Origin of the sequence: Chryseobacterium angstadtii (assembly GCF_001045465.1) — a bacterium.
In the GTDB taxonomy this organism is placed as follows: Bacteria; Bacteroidota; Bacteroidia; order Flavobacteriales; family Weeksellaceae; genus Chryseobacterium; species Chryseobacterium angstadtii.
Window position 1 is genome coordinate 372,730 of sequence record NZ_LFND01000003.1, and the last position, 17,351, is coordinate 390,080.

At 39.1% G+C, this 17,351-nt stretch carries 13 protein-coding genes; all 13 read left to right on the plus strand.

Annotated elements, in window-relative coordinates; genetic code table 11:
* The first annotated feature begins 6 nt into the window (after positions 1 to 6).
* The 13 genes from ACM46_RS09835 (at position 7) to ACM46_RS09895 (ending at position 17,349) form a co-directional block, all read left to right on the plus strand.
* Entirely contained in the window at positions 7 to 375 is a 369-nt protein-coding gene (locus ACM46_RS09835; RefSeq protein ID WP_048506478.1) for a hypothetical protein, read from the plus strand.
* The gene (locus tag ACM46_RS09840) at positions 372 to 1,184 is read left to right on the plus strand and encodes a hypothetical protein (RefSeq protein WP_048506479.1); all 813 of its coding nucleotides are present in this window, start codon (positions 372 to 374) and stop codon (positions 1,182 to 1,184) included. Before ACM46_RS09835 ends, ACM46_RS09840 begins: the two co-directional genes overlap by 4 nt.
* An 11-nt stretch (positions 1,185 to 1,195) precedes the next feature.
* On the plus strand, positions 1,196 to 1,978 hold the full coding sequence (locus tag ACM46_RS09845; RefSeq protein ID WP_048506480.1) for a fatty acid desaturase: 783 nt from the start codon (positions 1,196 to 1,198) through the stop codon (positions 1,976 to 1,978).
* A gap of 258 nt (positions 1,979 to 2,236) precedes the next feature.
* Positions 2,237 to 2,941 carry a YqjF family protein gene (locus ACM46_RS09850; protein WP_048506481.1) on the plus strand — a complete coding sequence of 235 codons (705 nt, stop codon included), beginning with the start codon at positions 2,237 to 2,239 and terminating at the stop codon, positions 2,939 to 2,941.
* A gap of 51 nt (positions 2,942 to 2,992) precedes the next feature.
* Positions 2,993 to 3,883 (plus strand): TIGR01777 family oxidoreductase, encoded by an 891-nt coding sequence (locus ACM46_RS09855; protein WP_048506482.1) that lies wholly within the window; start codon positions 2,993 to 2,995, stop codon positions 3,881 to 3,883.
* A 124-nt stretch (positions 3,884 to 4,007) separates the two neighbouring features.
* A complete protein-coding gene (locus tag ACM46_RS09860) occupies positions 4,008 to 6,734 on the plus strand; it encodes a reprolysin-like metallopeptidase (RefSeq protein WP_048506483.1) in 2,727 nt (908 codons plus the stop codon).
* 118 nt (positions 6,735 to 6,852) lie between these two features.
* On the plus strand, positions 6,853 to 8,295 hold the full coding sequence (locus ACM46_RS09865; RefSeq protein WP_048506484.1) for an alpha-L-fucosidase: 1,443 nt from the start codon (positions 6,853 to 6,855) through the stop codon (positions 8,293 to 8,295).
* The gene (locus tag ACM46_RS09870; protein WP_048506485.1) at positions 8,295 to 10,964 is read left to right on the plus strand and encodes a glycoside hydrolase family 3 N-terminal domain-containing protein; all 2,670 of its coding nucleotides are present in this window, start codon (positions 8,295 to 8,297) and stop codon (positions 10,962 to 10,964) included. Before ACM46_RS09865 ends, ACM46_RS09870 begins: the two co-directional genes overlap by 1 nt.
* A gap of 207 nt (positions 10,965 to 11,171) precedes the next feature.
* Positions 11,172 to 11,432 (plus strand): hypothetical protein, encoded by a 261-nt coding sequence (locus tag ACM46_RS09875; RefSeq protein ID WP_048507126.1) that lies wholly within the window; start codon positions 11,172 to 11,174, stop codon positions 11,430 to 11,432.
* 352 nt (positions 11,433 to 11,784) lie between these two features.
* Positions 11,785 to 13,173 carry a dihydrolipoyl dehydrogenase gene (gene lpdA, locus ACM46_RS09880; protein ID WP_048506486.1) on the plus strand — a complete coding sequence of 463 codons (1,389 nt, stop codon included), beginning with the start codon at positions 11,785 to 11,787 and terminating at the stop codon, positions 13,171 to 13,173.
* A gap of 33 nt (positions 13,174 to 13,206) precedes the next feature.
* Entirely contained in the window at positions 13,207 to 13,821 is a 615-nt protein-coding gene (locus tag ACM46_RS09885; protein ID WP_048506487.1) for a PH domain-containing protein, read from the plus strand.
* A gap of 78 nt (positions 13,822 to 13,899) precedes the next feature.
* A complete protein-coding gene (locus tag ACM46_RS09890; protein ID WP_053082689.1) occupies positions 13,900 to 15,840 on the plus strand; it encodes a S9 family peptidase in 1,941 nt (646 codons plus the stop codon).
* Positions 15,841 to 16,098: 258 nt separating this feature from the next.
* Positions 16,099 to 17,349, plus strand: coding sequence for a site-specific integrase (locus ACM46_RS09895; protein ID WP_048506488.1), 1,251 nt, complete (start codon positions 16,099 to 16,101; stop codon positions 17,347 to 17,349).
* Positions 17,350 to 17,351 lie beyond the last annotated feature (2 nt).

The following is a 17,351-nucleotide window of genomic DNA, read 5'->3' on the forward strand; positions in this document are numbered from 1 at the left end:
ACTATCATGAAAACATTTGCGGTATATGACTTTTATATCCAGTTGACAATGTTGGTCATTGGAGTTCTTATTGCAAGTTTAGGAGGCTATATTTTCCTTTTATTCTACTATGTAACCGGAGGTGCACAGCTGATAAGCTTCCTGATCAGACTGTTTCTGCCGATAAAAAAATCGGTGTTTTATATCATCTACGGACTCTTGATTGTGCCTGTCTGGATTTCTATGTTACTGATATATTCATCCGATGCAGATTACAATATTTCTCATGCCTTGATGCCTGTTTTAATAGCTGCTTTATTCTACAGTCCGGTGATGGCTGTGGTCTACATTTACGATAATTACAGAGTTTACAAATCTTATGAACAACTGCCATGAAAACCTTGAAAAACCACACGCTGATCTACGACAATGAATGTCCGATGTGTACTATCTATTCCAAAGGTTTTACAAAATGTGGAATGCTTGATGAAAACGGAAGAGAGGCCTTTACAGAAATCTCACCGGATCATAAATCCATCATAGATTTTAATCGGGCAAAAAACGAAATTGCATTAATAGATCACAACAAAAATAAAGTTGTTTATGGATTGGACAGCCTCCTTCTCGTCATCGGCAATTCCTTTCCTTTACTGGAAAAAACAGCCAGAATAAAGCCTTTGTACTGGTTCTTTAAAAAACTCTATTCATTGGTTTCCTACAACCGGAAGCAGATTATTCCTTCAGGAAAAGATCACGATGAGCAGGCCTGTATTCCTGATTTTAATCTTAAATACAGAATGGCCTACCTGATATTTGGAGCTGTATTTTCAGCTTACATTCTAAGCCTGTTCTCAGGAAAACTGGGATTGAATTTAAGTGATCATTTTCCAAGAGAACTTAGTCTATGTGCCGCTCAGATTCTTTGGCAGACCCTTTTCCTGAGAAGATATTTAAAAGAAAGAATCTGGAATTATCTCGGAAATATGATGACCGTTTCTCTGATTGGAACGCTGTTTATTATCCCTGTCCTGTGGACAAATTTCACAGCGGATTTCTACCTTATTTATTTTGGTTTTGTTGTATTGATTATGTTTTTCGAACATCTGAGACGATGTAAACTTCTACAATTGAATTATTTTCCTACCATCTCCTGGATTGTTTTCAGAATGACAGCTTTGGCTCTTATCATCTGGTTAACCCTTTAAAACTTGAAAAAATGAACCATCTTGAACTCATCAGAAAAGTAGAATGGAAAGATCTCAAAACCCTTTCCTGTAAAGAAGTATTGATTGAAAATAATATCAGTCTGCCATGGTTTTTCATTTCGATCCTGCTGGCTTATTACGAATATTACTGGCTGGCACTTCCTTTCTCAGGATTTTATTTTCTGACAGCACTAAGACAGGTACATAATGGTTTTCACAATGCATTGGGAACGGGAAAAGCTCTCACATGGCTTTCTCTGTATCTCAACAGTATTTTAATGATGGCTTCCATTCATGCTGTAAAATTCAACCATATCAGACATCACAAATTTTGTCTTTCAGAAGAAGATTATGAAGGGAAATCAGCATCTATGAAATGGTATGAAGCCATTCTGTACGGCCCGAAACATATATTCCTGATTCACTGGATTACCTTTAAAAAAGCCAATACCAACTACAAAAGAAATATGATGATAGAACTTGCCTCAATTGCCGTTTTTACTTTTTCAGTTTTCTTTTTTCAGATCCATTTCCTGATGTATCATGTGTTGGTCATGCTTTTCGGAGAATTTTTAATGGCATTCTTTGCGGTATGGACCGTTCATCACGATACCCACGACCATCCCAATATTGCCAGAACACAGCGTGGATCCTGGAAAAATAAGCTTACTTTCAGCATGTTTTACCATATGGAGCATCATCTTTTTCCCGCCGTTCCCACCATCAAACTCCCCGAATTAGCCAAAAGAATAGATAAAGCACTACCGGATCTGAACAAAAAACAGACTTTTTAAAAATATTAAACATCAGAAAAGGTAAATGTAAATGTAAATGTAAATGTAAAAGTAAAGGTAAAGGTAAAGGTAAAGGTAAAGGTAAAGGCTGGCAGTGATAGTAAAAAACCATTTGAATCTAAATTTTCTAGCCTAGTAACCTAAATCCTGAAACCCCCATCCCGCAACCAGCAACTCGCACCCCGAAACCCTAAAACACTCCAACTCTCCAACCCCGCAACCCGAAACTCGCACCCCGAATCCCAAAAAAACAACACAATGAACTTCCTGAAAGCCGAATGGCGAAAACTAGTCATCATCAATTACGAAATTGATCCCGCTGTTTTAGAACAGTATATTCCCGAAGGAACTGAAATCGATCTGTATCATGGAAAATGCTATCTAAGCCTGGTTGGATTTATGTTTTTAAATACAAAATTATTGGGTCTTTCAATTCCTTTTTACCGGAATTTTGAAGAAGTGAATTTAAGATTTTACGTTAAAAAGAAAGAGAAGGATACATGGAAAAGAGGAGTTGTTTTCATCAGGGAGATTGTACCGAAATACGCTCTTAGTTTTGTAGCTAACCTGTTTTATCAGGAAAATTATAAAACAATGCCTATGAACAACGCAATTCAGGAGAATGATGATAGACTGAATGTTAAATATTCCTGGAAAGATAAAAGCTGGCATTCTGTTCAGGTGACAGCAGACAGTCGGGCGCAGCCTATGAAAACTGATTCTGAATTTGAATTCATCACAGAACATTATTTCGGTTTTACCAAAAGGGAAAATAAAACTTCAGAATATGAAGTCTGCCATCCACAATGGGAGTATTATCCTGTTAAAGAGTATCAGCTTGATATTGAATTTGAAAGGCTCTACGGAAAAAGCTTTGAATTTCTCAACAGACAGGAACCCATTTCCGTCATGCTGGCAGAAGGCTCTGAAATTGAAGTGAAAACAAAAAAAGAGGTGGTATAATTAAGATGACCGTTTCAGATACGTTGTAATATTAAGCTAAAAAATACCACAATGATAATAATAATAGCCGGCGGAACCGGATTTTTAGGAGAAAGCCTTGAAAAATATTTTGAAGGAAAAGGTGACCAAGTTTATATTTTAACCCGCAAGCCCAAACGCGATAACGATATTTACTGGGATGCTCACACATTGGGAGAATGGAAGAATAGCATTGACGGAGCTCATATTCTGATTAATCTGACGGGAAAATCTGTAGACTGCAGATATACTGAAAAAAATAAAAAAGAAATATATGCCTCTAGAATCCGCAGTACCCAAATACTTCAACAGGCAGTAGATCAATGCATCGTTAAACCCAAAATATGGCTTAATGCAGCTTCGGCAACCATCTATATTCATTCTGAAACTCATATGAATACAGAAAAAAACGGAATCATCGGCGACGATTTTTCAATGAATATCTGTAAAAGCTGGGAAAAAGAATTTTTTAATGGCAATGATGAAGAAGTAAGAAAAGTTGCTTTGAGAACTTCCATTGTTTTGGGAAATAATGGAGGTGCTTTTCCGAAACTGCGGATGATTACAAAACTCGGACTGGGTGGAAAACAGGGGCGTGGTAGCCAGAAAGTGAGCTGGATCCATATTGATGATTTCTGCAGAGCAGTTGAATGGATTATTGAACATAAGAATATATCCGGAGCAGTTAATGTGACAGCTCCCCATCCTGTGTCTAATGAAGAGCTTATGAAAACCGTGAGGAAAAATCAGAAAATTCCTTTTGGATTGAATACTCCGGTCTGGCAGCTGGAAATAGCTTCCCTCTTTCTGAACACGGAAACCGAATTGCTACTCAAAAGCAGAAATGTTTATCCCGGAAAACTGATGGAAAGTGGTTTTGTGTTTTCTTTTTCGGATCTGGATTTGGCTATTTTGAGTCTATAATTGATAATTTTATTGTTTTTAAGGTTATTTTAAGATGTTATTGGAAATTATTCGTTATTTTTTTTAAATATAATGTAACATTTTTCTTTTTTTTCTACTAACAGTTTGAATCAAAAAATATAGTATGAAGAGAAAAATTTACTTATTCTGGGCTTTAATAAGTCTGGGAATACAAAGTCTTTATAGCCAGAGTCTCTGGGAAAGAGTAAAAATCAACGAAAAGTCAGTCATTGAATCAAAGAAAAATATCGGATTGGATTATTCCAATGCCTATAGTTTAGATATTAATCAATTGAGACTGGCTTTGAAAGCTGCTCCCCAATCAAAAACGGGAATGGCAGTTTCATCGAATGTGATTATTGAAATTCCGACACTGGAAGGAAATTTTGAAAAGTATACCGTATATGAGACATCCAATATGTCTCCCAAGCTTGCCGAAAAATTCCCGGATATTAAATCTTACAGAGGAGTATCGGTAAAAGGTGACGGTAAAACAATCAGCTTCGGAATGTCACAGAAAGGCATCAAGCTGATCCTGTTTTCAAGAGATAAAAAAGTGATTGTGGTAGAACCGGTAACGCCTGACGGATCAGTATATCTGGTAAGTCCGGCTGTTCCGGCTCATCTTCCCCTGGAAAATGGATTAAGCTGCAAAACAGAAGATATTCCGGCAAATAAAAACACAGCCTTCGTTACGGATAATACAGATGACCGGAAATTCAGAACGTATCGTCTTGCGGTTTCCGTAGATGGAGAGTTCAGTGCTTACCACGGCGGAACTGTCGCTAATTCTATAGCAGCAATTAATGATTTGATGAGTTACATCAATCCGGTTTACGAAAGAGATCTGTCCATCCATATGAATCTGATTGATAATAATGAGGCTGTTGTTTTTCTGGATGCAACAGCTGATCCATACACAAGTGCCAATACCCTTAATAATGAAGTTCAGACCACCCTTACGAATACCATTGGAGAAGCTAATTATGATATAGGAATTGTTTTCACCAATCAGACCGGAGGAGGAAATGCAGGAATGATTGCTTCGGTATGCCAGAACAGCCAGGGAATGGTAAATGGCCAGCCTGATAAGAAAAAAGGAAGTGCCTATGCCGGACCTGTGAACGGAACCGGGCCTCAGGGATTTATTTACGCAATGGTGATTGCTCATGAAATGGGACATCAATATGGAGCCAACCATACCTTTTCCAGACCCGAAAACCTGGATTATATTTTCATTACTTTACCCGAAACAGGAGCCAACAGAGAACCTGGAAGCGGAACAACCATTATGGGCTACCCCGGAGTGACGGGAACATATGATGTGATGGATAAACACAGTGATCAGTTCTTGCACTACAGCATAAGCCAGATCAATAATTATGTGAAAACGACTACCTGTGCAGCAATAGTAAATTTAGCGAACAATCCACCCACCGTTAATGCAGGATTAGACTACACAGTCCCTAAAGGAACAGCTTTTAAATTGACAGCTGTAGGAAGTGATCCGGACAACAATGCTATTACCTATTCATGGGAGGAAGCTGATATTTCTGCTCCTAATCCTGTTTTTGTATCCGGAAGCTATAGTTTTCCGGATCGGAATTCTACAACAACTCCCAATTTCAGAGTATATCCGCCGGTTTCAGGTCCGGTAAGATATTTCCCGCCATTGAATGAAGTTTTGAACGGAAGCCTTTATAACACCTGGAATATGGTCTCTGATGTAGCCCGGAATATGAAGTTCATAAGTCTGGTAAGAGACAATTCTACAGAAGGCGGCCAGACCGCTACAGATGAAACAACTGTAAGTGTTGATGCCAGTACAGGACCGTTTAAAGTAACTTCCATTTCGCTGAATCAGAACTATGCTTCAGGAAGTACTCATCAGCTTCAATGGAATGTAAGTGGAACGAATGCAGCACCGATTAATACACAATCCGTTAACATTCTTATCTCAACCGATGGGGGAACCACATTCACTACACTGGTCACTAACACTCCGAATGATGGTCAAGAAAGCATTATCATTCCTGCCACTCCTTCTCCAAAAGCGTACATCATTGTAGAATCTGTAGGAAATATATTTTTTGCAGCAAGTCCGGCTTTTGCCATCAATCATAATGTAACTCTAAGCTGTAATCAGTACCCTGCGGATGGAGTATTTGCTGTAGCTCCCAATGCACCAGCCAATATTACCATCAATGTTCCGGTAACAAATGCCATTGAAGATATCAACCTTCTGATGGATGTATCATATACTGATTTAAAAAATCTGGGAATGACCCTCAGAGCCCCGACTGATCAGCAAAATCAGATATTCTGGTATCAAAACTGCCCTGGAATAAGTGTGTTGAAGGCAACTTTTGATCAGGAAGGACAGTCTTTACCTATGAACTGCAATAATCTCAATGCAACGCCAAATACACGAATAGAGCCTATCAGACTTGATCTCAGCAGATATTACGGACAAAATCCTAACGGGAACTGGATCATAAGAGCTCAGGATACCGTAACCAATTCTACTGCTTCAGGAAATGTGAATGCAGCTGCCATTGAGCTTTGTACCAGAGTAGCTACTGCTTCTAACCTGTCTGTAAATGACCTGGAGCTTGGGAAAGATGATTTCCAGATCTATCCAAACCCATCTGATGGAAGATTTAATGTTGTGATGAAAAATAAGGTTTCCGGAACAGCCCATGTTTTTGATATGTCCGGAAGACTGCTTCACACACAGGAGAAGGTGGCTAATGACAGTAAAATAAACCTTACTGGTTTTGCCAAAGGAAATTATATCCTGATGATTGAGACAGATACTAAAAAACTGGTTAAGAAAATCATTATCAAGTAATATTTTATTCCGCATTAATTATGATTGGATAGTCTTGGCAACAAGGCTATCCATTTTTATTGATGCCAAAAATTGCAGATTCACAAATGATGATTAAATTAGCAAAAACGAACCTTGTATGCTCATTAAACAGAAAACTAAAGCCTTTTTCCTGTCCTCTTTTTTGGTATCTTCAGCCTTCTTTTCTCAGGCACATAACGTCTCAGCAGGCTATCAGAAGCCGGATGATCCGCTTGTTGTTCAGAATCTGGAACAGTGGCAGGATCTGAAATTCGGACTGTTTATGCATTGGGGAACCTACAGCCAATGGGGTATTGTGGAAAGCTGGAGCCTTTGCCCGGAAGATGAATCCTGGACCAAAAGAAGGCCTGAACATGGAAAATCCTACAACGAATATGTAAAAAACTATGAAAATCTTCAGACCACTTTCAATCCTGTAGGTTTCAATCCTCAGAAATGGGCTGATGCCGTAAAAAAAGCAGGGATGAAGTATGTGGTATTTACAACAAAACATCATGACGGCTTTGCCATGTTTGATACCCAAGAATCAGATTATAAAATTACTTCTGCCAAAACTCCTTTCTCGAAGAATCCCAAAGCAGACGTTACCAAAGAAATCTTCAACACTTTCAGAAAAGACGGATTTAAAATTGGAGCTTACTTTTCAAAACCGGACTGGCATTCCGAAAACTATTGGTGGCCCTATTTTCCGCCTAAAGACCGGAATGTGAATTACGATCCGCTGAAATATCCCGAAAGGTGGGAAAACTTTAAAAAATTTACTTTCAACCAGCTGAATGAGATCACATCCAATTACGGAAAGATTGATATCCTGTGGCTGGATGGAGGCTGGGTACGCCCTTTTAAAACCATAGATCCTGCGGTAGAATGGCAAAAAAACATCAAACTGGAACAGGATATTGATATGGACAAAATTGGAACCATGGCCCGGAAAAACCAACCGGGAATTATTGTTGTAGATCGTACCGTGTCAGGAAAATGGGAAAACTACGTAACCCCGGAGCAGACGGTCCCCGAACATGCACTTTCCATTCCGTGGGAGAGCTGTATTACGATGGGGAATTCTTTCTCTTATGTCCCTAATGACAAGTACAAATCTTCACAAAAAATCATTGAAACCCTTATTAAAATTATTTCAAGAGGTGGAAATTATCTGATGAATATTGCTCCCGGACCCAACGGAGATTATGACGCTATTGTATATGAAAGATTAAAGGAAATTTCCGGCTGGATGGAGAAAAACCAGTCGGCTGTATTTGCAACGAGAAGCGCAGCGCCTTACCACGAAGGGAGTTTTTATTATACTCAGGCTAAAAACGGTAAAACGCTTAATGTTTTTCATATAGATGATCAGTCTGTTTATAAAGCGCCACAAATGCTTACTTTTTCAATTCCTGAAAATTTTAAACTAAAATCACTGAAAGTTCTGGGTCTTAATTCAAAAGTATCATGGAAACAGAAAGGAAACAGCATTGAAATACAGCTTCCTGAAGAAAGAACAAAACTACAATATGCTACCGTAATTCAAATGACCAACTAATGAAACTGAGTGTTATTAAAATTACGGTGATTACATTTTCATTAAGTCCGTTTTTTATACATGCCCAGAAAGATAAACCACTGTACAAAGATCCAAAGCAGCCTGTTGAGGCCAGAGTTCAGGACCTTTTGAAAAGAATGACTCCCGAAGAGAAATTCTGGCAGTGTTTTATGATTCCCGGAGATCTCGATAACGTCCCGGTAAATCAATACAGACATGGGATTTTCGGACTGCAGGTAAGTGCAGAAAATCAGGGTGGTGGTGCAGCCGGGCAGCTCCTGAAGTATAATGCGGGTGAAAATGCAGAAAAACTGGCAAAAAAGATCAATGCCATTCAAAAATACTTTGTGGAAGAATCCAGACTGGGAATTCCTGTTATTCCTTTTGATGAAGCTTTGCACGGGCTTATGCGTGAAGGGTCAACCGCTTTTCCGCAGGCGATTGGTCTGGCGGCTTCATTCAATCCTGATCTGATGAAAGAAGTGTCTGAAACGATAGCGAAAGAATCCAGATTACGGGGAATCCGTCAGATTCTTACTCCGGTTGTGAATCTGGCCAGCGATGTGAGATGGGGACGCACAGAAGAAACCTATGGTGAAGATCCTTTTCTGACTTCTTTAATGGCGGTTAATTTTGTAAGTTCTTTCGAAAATAAAGGAATTATTACTACCCCGAAACATTTTCTGGCCAATGTAGGAGAGGGCGGAAGAGATTCTTATCCGATCCACTGGAGCAGAAGATATCTGGAGGAAACCCATCTCGTTCCTTTTTATAAAGCCTTTACGACAGGGAAAAGCAGATCCGTGATGACAGCTTATAACCTTATAGACGGAAGGCCTTCAACGGCCAATCATTGGCTGCTTACAGAAAAGCTGAAAAAAGACTGGAACTTCGAAGGTTTTGTCATCAGCGATGCGAGTGCGGTAGGTGGGGCTAATGTATTGCATTTCACAGCGAAGGATTATGATGATGCCTCTGCTCAAGCCATTAATGCAGGGCTTGATGTTATATTTCAGACAGAATATCAGCATTATAAACTCTTTATTCCTCCATTTCTGGACGGAAGAATTCCCAAAGAAAGAATAGATGATGCGGTAGGCAGAGTACTCAGAGCCAAATTTGAATTAGGACTGTTTGAAAATCCTTATGTTTCCGAAAACGATATTCAGGAACTGAAGAAGCTGAATGCTAAACCCCTTGCAGAAAAAGCCGCAGTTGAATCTTTTGTCCTGTTACAGAATGATCACAGTACGCTGCCTATTTCCATGAATGCAAAGAAGATTGCCGTGATTGGGACGGATGCTGCTGATGCAAGACTGGGTGGATATTCCGGGCCGGGAAATAATAAAGTGAGTATTCTGCAGGGAATTAAAAATTTCACTAAGAATAAAAATATCGAAATTCTTTATGCAAAAGGGATTACATGGAATGTAAAGGAATTCAAAACCGTTCCTGCCGATTTTTTATCTTTTGAGAATAAAAAAGGACTGAAAGGAAATTATTTCTCCAACAGCGGTTTACAAAATACTCCTGTGCTTGAAAGACAGGATGATCAGATTAATTTTAAATGGACTTTATATTCGCCGGACCCTGCAAAACTGGATCCGGACAATTACAGTGTACGCTGGACCGGAAAACTGAAAGCCCCTGAAAGTGGGAAATATGAGCTTGGACTGCGCGGAAATGATGGTTTCAGACTATACCTCAATGGAAAAATAATTGTAGATCAATGGGAAAAGATAGGCTATACGACGAAAACAACGGCCATAGATTTTGTGAAAAATCAACAGGATGATCTCGTTATTGAGTTTCGTGAAAGCAGAGGAGAAGGTAATATTGAACTGGTCTGGAACTATGGAATTGAAACGTACCAAAAGGATTTTGATGAGGCTTTAAAAGTAATACAGAATGCAGATCAGATTGTTATAGCAGCGGGAATTCATGAGGGAGAATTTCAGGACCGTTCTTCTCTCAGCCTTCCGGGAAATCAGGAAAAATTTATCCATGAAGCGGCGAAACTAAATAAACCTGTTACCGTTCTTCTGGTGGGAGGTTCTGCTATAAAAACAAGCGGATGGAAGGATGAGGTAGGTGCTATTCTAGAGGTCTGGTATCCCGGTGAAGAAGGTGGAAACGCAATTGCCAAAGTTCTGTTTGGTGCAGAAAATCCGTCCGGAAAACTGCCCATTACATTTCCTGCTGAAGAAGGCCAGCTTCCACTGACGTATAATCATCACCCGACGGGAAGGGGAAATGACTATCATGACCTTAGCGGAGAACCTTTGTATCCTTTTGGTTTCGGACTCAGCTATACAAATTTTGAGATTTCAGATTTACAGTTGAATAAAAGCAGATATACCGGTAATGATACGATTGTGGCCACCGTACAGGTGAAAAATACAGGTGAAAAATCGGGGAGTGAAGTGGTTCAGTTGTATGTAAAAGACTTGCTTTCATCCGTGTCCAGACCGATTCTGGAATTAAAAGGACTCAAAAAGATTCATTTAAACAAAGGAGAATCAAAACAGGTAACCATTGAAGTTCCGGTAAAAGAGCTTCAGTTTTTAGATGAACATATGAAATGGACCGTAGAAAAAGGAACCTACAGAATTATGGTGGGAAATTCTTCTAAAAATCTGCCTTTGAAAAAGAATATTGAGATTGAATAATTCTTTGTTCCGCTATAAAATTCTACTTCAATTCATCTTTAAAATAAATAGATTATTGTTGATAAAAACCGGTGTTCTGGACTGTTTTGGAGTAATTGGATAAATGCAATGGGCGTATTTGGTATGATATGTGTAATATTTATTGAAACCTGAATGGATTTAACGGATAAAATCAATCATTTAAAATCATTCAAAAAAATAAATGTCATGAGAAAGTTTTTAATATCATCAATCTTGTTATTAGGCCTGTCAATGAGTGTGAATGCACAGAAAAGTCCACCTGTTCCTCCACATCCGTCCAAAGCGGAACTGATTAATATAAAATCGCGTGAGCTGGATAAAAGATATAACCAGGAAAAGAAACTGATTATGGGACATCCTTTAGCCACCAAAAAGATGAAGAGAGATCAGATGAAGGCTTTAAATGAAAAATACCAAAGCCAGAAAAGATTACTGAAAAAAATGTAGTTCAGAGCTCTATAAAAATAATACCTAAAAGTATCAAAGCCGTTTTATTTGAATGTAAAACGGCTTTTTTATTCTGTAAAATATCCTGCTGCGTAAGCTGCGTTGCCGAGGTTTTAACGTCAGGCATCCGTTTCTATATCATTAACTATATTATGATGTTAGGTGTAGTTCACTACTAGGGTCGTGCTATTTTTTAATTAATCGCTAATATTTGACTCAAAATATAAGTTAGGCAGAAGATCTTATTCCTTTCCGATAAATCAAACAGGGTTTGTGTTCAGTGAAATATGACCCGGCAGAGCATTAAACATCCAATATTTTTCCTTAAATTCGCATAAAAATTTTTAAAATAATGAATTACGATATCATTGTCATCGGAAGCGGTCCTGGCGGTTATGTTACTGCGATCAGAGCAGCACAATTGGGTTTCAAAACTGCAATTATCGAAAAAGAAAACTTAGGAGGTATCTGCCTGAACTGGGGATGTATTCCTACGAAGGCTTTATTAAAGTCTGCTCAGGTTTTTCATTATATCAACCATGCTGAAGATTATGGTCTGAATAAAGTAGAAGCGAGCTTTGAGTTTCCTAATGTGATTCAGAGAAGCCGTGGCGTTGCCAGCAAAATGAGCAAAGGAATTGAATTCCTTATGAAGAAGAACAAAATTGACGTAATTCTTGGTACGGCTACTATTCAGAAAGGTAAAAAAGTATCGGTTACAGATAAAGACGGTAAAGTAACCGAATATGCAGGTCAGCACATCATTATTGCTACCGGAGCACGTTCAAGAGAGCTTCCGAACCTTCCTCAGGACGGTAAAAAAGTAATTGGATACAGACAGGCACTATCTCTTCCTGAGCAGCCGAAATCTATGATTGTAGTAGGTTCAGGAGCTATCGGGGTAGAATTTGCCGATTTCTATAATACAATGGGAACCAAAGTAACGGTTGTAGAATTTATGCCAAACATTGTTCCTGTAGAAGATGAGGAAATTTCTAAACACTTAGAGAAATCTCTGAAAAAGACAGGTATCGAGATCATGACCAATGCATCTGTAGAAAGTGTTGATACAAGCGGAGAAGGTGTAAAAGCTACCGTAAAAACAGCAAACGGAACCATTACTCTTGAAGCTGATATTTTACTTTCTGCCGTTGGTATTGCTGCCAATATCGAAAACATAGGATTGGAAGAAGTAGGAATCCAAACGGATAAAGGAAGAGTATTGGTTAACGAATGGTACGAAACTTCTGTTCCTGGTTACTATGCAATTGGTGATATTATTCCAACTCAGGCGTTGGCACACGTTGCTTCTGCTGAAGGAATTACCTGTGTAGAAAAAATCAAAGGACTGCATGTTGAGAAAATCGACTATGGCAATATCCCGGGATGTACTTACTGCCACCCTGAAGTAGCTTCTGTAGGTCTTACTGAAAAGCAGGCTAAAGAAAAAGGCTACGAAATCAAAGTGGGTAAATTCCCTCTTTCAGCAAGCGGTAAAGCTACAGCTAACGGAAATACAGACGGTTTCGTTAAAGTAATCTTCGATGCTAAATACGGTGAGTGGCTAGGATGTCATATGATTGGAGACGGAGTTACAGATATGGTTGCAGAAGCCGTAGTAGCCAGAAAACTGGAAACTACAGGTCATGAGATCATCAAGTCTATCCACCCGCACCCAACTGTTTCTGAAGCTATCATGGAAGCGGCAGCAGCAGCTTATGGAGAAGTAATTCACATCTAAACAATCAATATAACTAATACCATTCAATAAAAGATGTTTAAAAAATTAGCTGCAGAAGCACTGGGACTTGGGGATATCGGAAAGATTATTCCTTCTCAGGATTACGATAAAGTAGATTCGGATGATTATATTTTATCAGAGGATAATGAGAAAATTTTCTTCTTAATCAAATCCAAAAGAGATGAATACTGCTTTACCAACAGAGCATTAATTCATATCGACGGAGCAAGTGCTCTGGATAAAAAAAGGATTTTAAGAAGATACGAATATTACCAGTTTCCTTTCTCCAACATCGCACTGCAGACAGCAGGAACGATAGACCTTGATGTGGAAATTTCATTTCATATCGGGAATATTCCCCTAATGATCAGTGTGAGTAAAGGCCAGATAGATCAGTTAAAAGATCTTTACAAAGCGCTTTTAGCCATCCAGCAGGAAGTGCACCACAACCAGTCGCTTTTAGGTTTCTCTGCGGACAGCCTTCAGAAAGCAATTACGACTGTGGCTGCAGGAAAGCAGGAAAATGTATCTAAAAGCCAGGAGCTGCAGAACGTGAATGAATATATTTTCAGCTGGACTAAAAGAAGTTTTGATCAATATAATCAAAAGGACTTTTCAGCAATTTTCGAGAAGTATATCAATAATTAAGAAGATCAAAAATCTTTTATATAGAAACCACAGGCTTTTGTCTGTGGTTTTTTTGTAAATTCAGTCAAAAATTTAGAAATGAAGAATACGCCTATAATTCTGGCACTTTTTATGGCCGGAATGTGGTCTGCACAGGGGAAGAACGATTTTGTAAGTCCCAATGAAAACCTTATCGCCGAAAATATTCTGCCGATTCCAAAGAGCCTGAGCCAGGCCATTAAAAAATATTCCGAAAGCAGAAATGCGGGTATTGCCGGAGTGCATCCTAACGGAAAAGAAATTATAGCGGTGACGCGTTTTGCCTCTACGAACCAGCTTCATAAGATCTCTGTACCTATGGGAGCCAGAAAGCAGCTGACTTTCTTTGATGAACCTGTGAGTACAGCCTCTTACGAACCTGTAAAAGGAGAATATGTAATTTATAACAAAGATACGGGCGGAAATGAATTCGGGCAGCTTTTTAAGCTTGATCTGAAAACACTGGAATCTAAGCTTCTTACCGATGGAGGAAGGTCTCAGAACGGAGGCGTGACCTGGAAGAAAGACGGTTCCGGATTTTATTTTTCATCTACGAAAAGAAACGGAGGGGACAGAGATATTTATTATATGAACCCTTTGAAGCCGGAAGATACACAACTCGTTCTTGAATTGAAAGGCGGCGGCTGGGGAATTTCTGATCTGTCTGAGGACGGAAAAAAACTTCTGATTTCCGAATATGTTTCTGCCAATGATTCTTATCTGTACCTTTTTGATCTGGAAACCAAAAAACTGGAACCTATTACTGACAGAGAAGAAAAAGGAGTGGTGCAGGTCGCAGGTACATTCAGTAAAAATCCCGATGAAATTTTTTACGTCACAGACCGTAATAATGAATTCAGCAGATTGGCCATATTAAATTTAAAAACAAAGAAAACGGAATATATTACGTCTTCTATTCCCTGGAATGTAGAAAATTATGATCTTTCCAAAGACCAATCCAAACTGGCTTTTGTAACCAATGAGAGCGGAATCAATAAGCTGTATATTTTAGACGCAGCCACCAAAAAATTTGCACCTGTAAGCCAAATTCCTTTAGGTTTGATGGGAGGTGTGAAGTTCTCAAATGACGGGAAATCACTTTATTTCTCAAGATCCGGAGCAGATTCCGGGTCCGATATTTATAAAATGGATGTGGCAAGCCAAAATATAGAACGATGGACGGAAAGTGAGCAGGGAGAAATGCAGCCTTCTGATATGTCTGTTCCAAAGCTTATCGAATGGAAAAGCTTTGATCAGATGAAAATATCAGGGTTTTATTATCCTGCTGCATCGAAATTTACAGGAAAAAGACCTGTGATTATTAACATCCACGGAGGTCCGGAGGGGCAATCTATGGCTTCTTCACTGGGTTCTTCCAACTATTTTACGAATGAAATGGGTGTGGCTCTGATTTATCCTAATGTAAGAGGATCTTCAGGTTTCGGAAAAACATTTATTGCGGCAGATAACTGGGATCTGAGAATGAATTCCGTAAAGGATATCGGAAGCCTTCTGGACTGGATCGCCAAACAGCCCGAGCTGGACAAAGACAGAATCATGATCATGGGCGGAAGTTACGGTGGTTTTATGACCCTCGCTACTGCCTACGAATACGCGGATAAAATCAGATGTTCCGTAGATATTGTCGGAATCTCCGATTTTAATACGTTCCTTAAAAATACCGAAGAATACCGAAGAGATCTGAGAAGAGTAGAGTATGGCGATGAAAGAATCCCTAAAATGGCTGCATTTTTCACTAAAATAGCCCCTCTGAATAATATTGACAAAATCAAAAAACCAATGTTTATCATTCAGGGAACCAATGATCCGAGAGTTCCGGTAACTGAAGCTGTTCAGATGAGAGATAAATTGAAAGCTCAGGGAAAAACGGTTTGGTATCTGGAAGCTAAAAATGAAGGCCACGGATTCAGGAAAAAAGAAAATGTGGATTTCCAGCGGCTTGCAGTGATCAGATTTATGCAGGAATATCTTTTAAAATAAACTTACGCTAAAATAGTAAAAAAGCGCAAGAGGGCGAAGATAGGCATAAAAAGGGACTTTTTGGATAAAATGATGGTATTAAGAAGTGCAAAGAAAAGCGGTTCAAAGCAGGCAAAACCCTGATTTCAGATTACCAAATCGTTACCTGTTCCCGTTTGGCTGAATGACAACAAATACCTATAATTCAATTAATTGCATTGTTTTTCATAGTTCCTTGTAACTCAAAGGAAATTAATTTTAATCAAAACCTTTAGAGTTATGGAAAAGACAAAAAGATCAACCTTCAAACTGCTGTTCTACCTGAAAAAGAATGCGGTCAAAAAAAACGGAACGGTGTCGATCATGGGAAGGATTACCATCAATGGGCAAGTGTCACAATTCAGCACCAAACTGGAAATTACAGCAGAGCAATGGGATCTAAAATTTGGTAGGGTAAGCGGAAAAAGCCGTGAAGCAACAGAGGCCAATCAGAAGCTGGACAAGATAAGGCTTCGCATAGACCAATGCTATGGACAGATATTGGAAAAACAAGGGTACGTTACCGCAGAGAAGCTAAAGAACGCTTTATTGGGCACGGATGACGAGGCAATGACCTTGTTTTCCTTTTTGGAAAAGTTCAATTCCGATTTTGAGAAGAAAAAAGAAAGCGGACTTAAAAGCTATAATACTTACAGGAAATATGTCTGTCTTTTCAACCACCTTAAAGCATTCTCAAAACACAGATATTCAAAAGATGATATTTCTTTTAACGAAGTTGACTGCGGTTTTGTTCAGGAATTTGATTTCTATCTGCGTAATGACCTTGGACTTTCCCATAACACCATCTGGATGTACATGATTGCCCTGACAACGGTGGCAAAGCTTGCCATCAGAAGAAAACATCTGGCCTCCAATCCTTTCGATGAATACCGCAATACCAAGAAGGACAGGGACAGAGGTTACCTGTTGAGAAAAGAACTGGAACAGCTTATTGAATACCAGCCCCTGAAAAAGAACCAGGAGTTCATGAAGGATATGTTTGTGTTCAGCTGTTTTACTGGCCTTTCATACAGTGACATCAGGCTACTCGACAAAAGCAACATACAGGATTTTTTTGATGGCAATACGTGGATCATTACAAGGAGAAAGAAAACGGTCGTTCCCTCAAATGTCATGCTTTTGGATATTCCGAAGCTGATCATTGCCAAATATGAAGGTATAGCACGAAACGGAAAATTGTTTCCAATGCTCACCAACAGCCATTGCAACGACGTTCTTCAGGAAATGTGCAAGAACATCGAATGCCTAAAGCACAAACGGGTTACTTTCCACTTGGCAAGGCACACCTTTGCCACCCTGTTTCTGACTGAAGGTGTACCCTTGGAAAGCATCAGCAAAATGATGGGACACAAGAATATTGCTACAACACAGATATATGCCAAGATCCTCAATGAGAAGGTTGGCAGGGACATGGCCAAGGTTTCACAAAATTTTAAGGGATTAGAGGCATCATTGAACGGTGGCTTATAAAT

Bases quoted from the DNA above. Each gene is read 5' to 3' on its own strand.
- ACM46_RS09835 (WP_048506478.1), top strand. From the start codon at position 7: ATGAAAACATTTGCGGTATATGACTTTTATATCCAGTTGACAATGTTG.
- ACM46_RS09840 (WP_048506479.1), top strand. From the start codon at position 372: ATGAAAACCTTGAAAAACCACACGCTGATCTACGACAATGAATGTCCG.
- ACM46_RS09845 (WP_048506480.1), top strand. From the start codon at position 1,196: ATGAACCATCTTGAACTCATCAGAAAAGTAGAATGGAAAGATCTCAAA.
- ACM46_RS09850 (WP_048506481.1), top strand. From the start codon at position 2,237: ATGAACTTCCTGAAAGCCGAATGGCGAAAACTAGTCATCATCAATTAC.
- ACM46_RS09855 (WP_048506482.1), top strand. From the start codon at position 2,993: ATGATAATAATAATAGCCGGCGGAACCGGATTTTTAGGAGAAAGCCTT.
- ACM46_RS09860 (WP_048506483.1), top strand. From the start codon at position 4,008: ATGAAGAGAAAAATTTACTTATTCTGGGCTTTAATAAGTCTGGGAATA.
- ACM46_RS09865 (WP_048506484.1), top strand. From the start codon at position 6,853: ATGCTCATTAAACAGAAAACTAAAGCCTTTTTCCTGTCCTCTTTTTTG.
- ACM46_RS09870 (WP_048506485.1), top strand. From the start codon at position 8,295: ATGAAACTGAGTGTTATTAAAATTACGGTGATTACATTTTCATTAAGT.
- ACM46_RS09875 (WP_048507126.1), top strand. From the start codon at position 11,172: ATGAGAAAGTTTTTAATATCATCAATCTTGTTATTAGGCCTGTCAATG.
- lpdA (WP_048506486.1), top strand. From the start codon at position 11,785: ATGAATTACGATATCATTGTCATCGGAAGCGGTCCTGGCGGTTATGTT.
- ACM46_RS09885 (WP_048506487.1), top strand. From the start codon at position 13,207: ATGTTTAAAAAATTAGCTGCAGAAGCACTGGGACTTGGGGATATCGGA.
- ACM46_RS09890 (WP_053082689.1), top strand. From the start codon at position 13,900: ATGAAGAATACGCCTATAATTCTGGCACTTTTTATGGCCGGAATGTGG.
- ACM46_RS09895 (WP_048506488.1), top strand. From the start codon at position 16,099: ATGGAAAAGACAAAAAGATCAACCTTCAAACTGCTGTTCTACCTGAAA.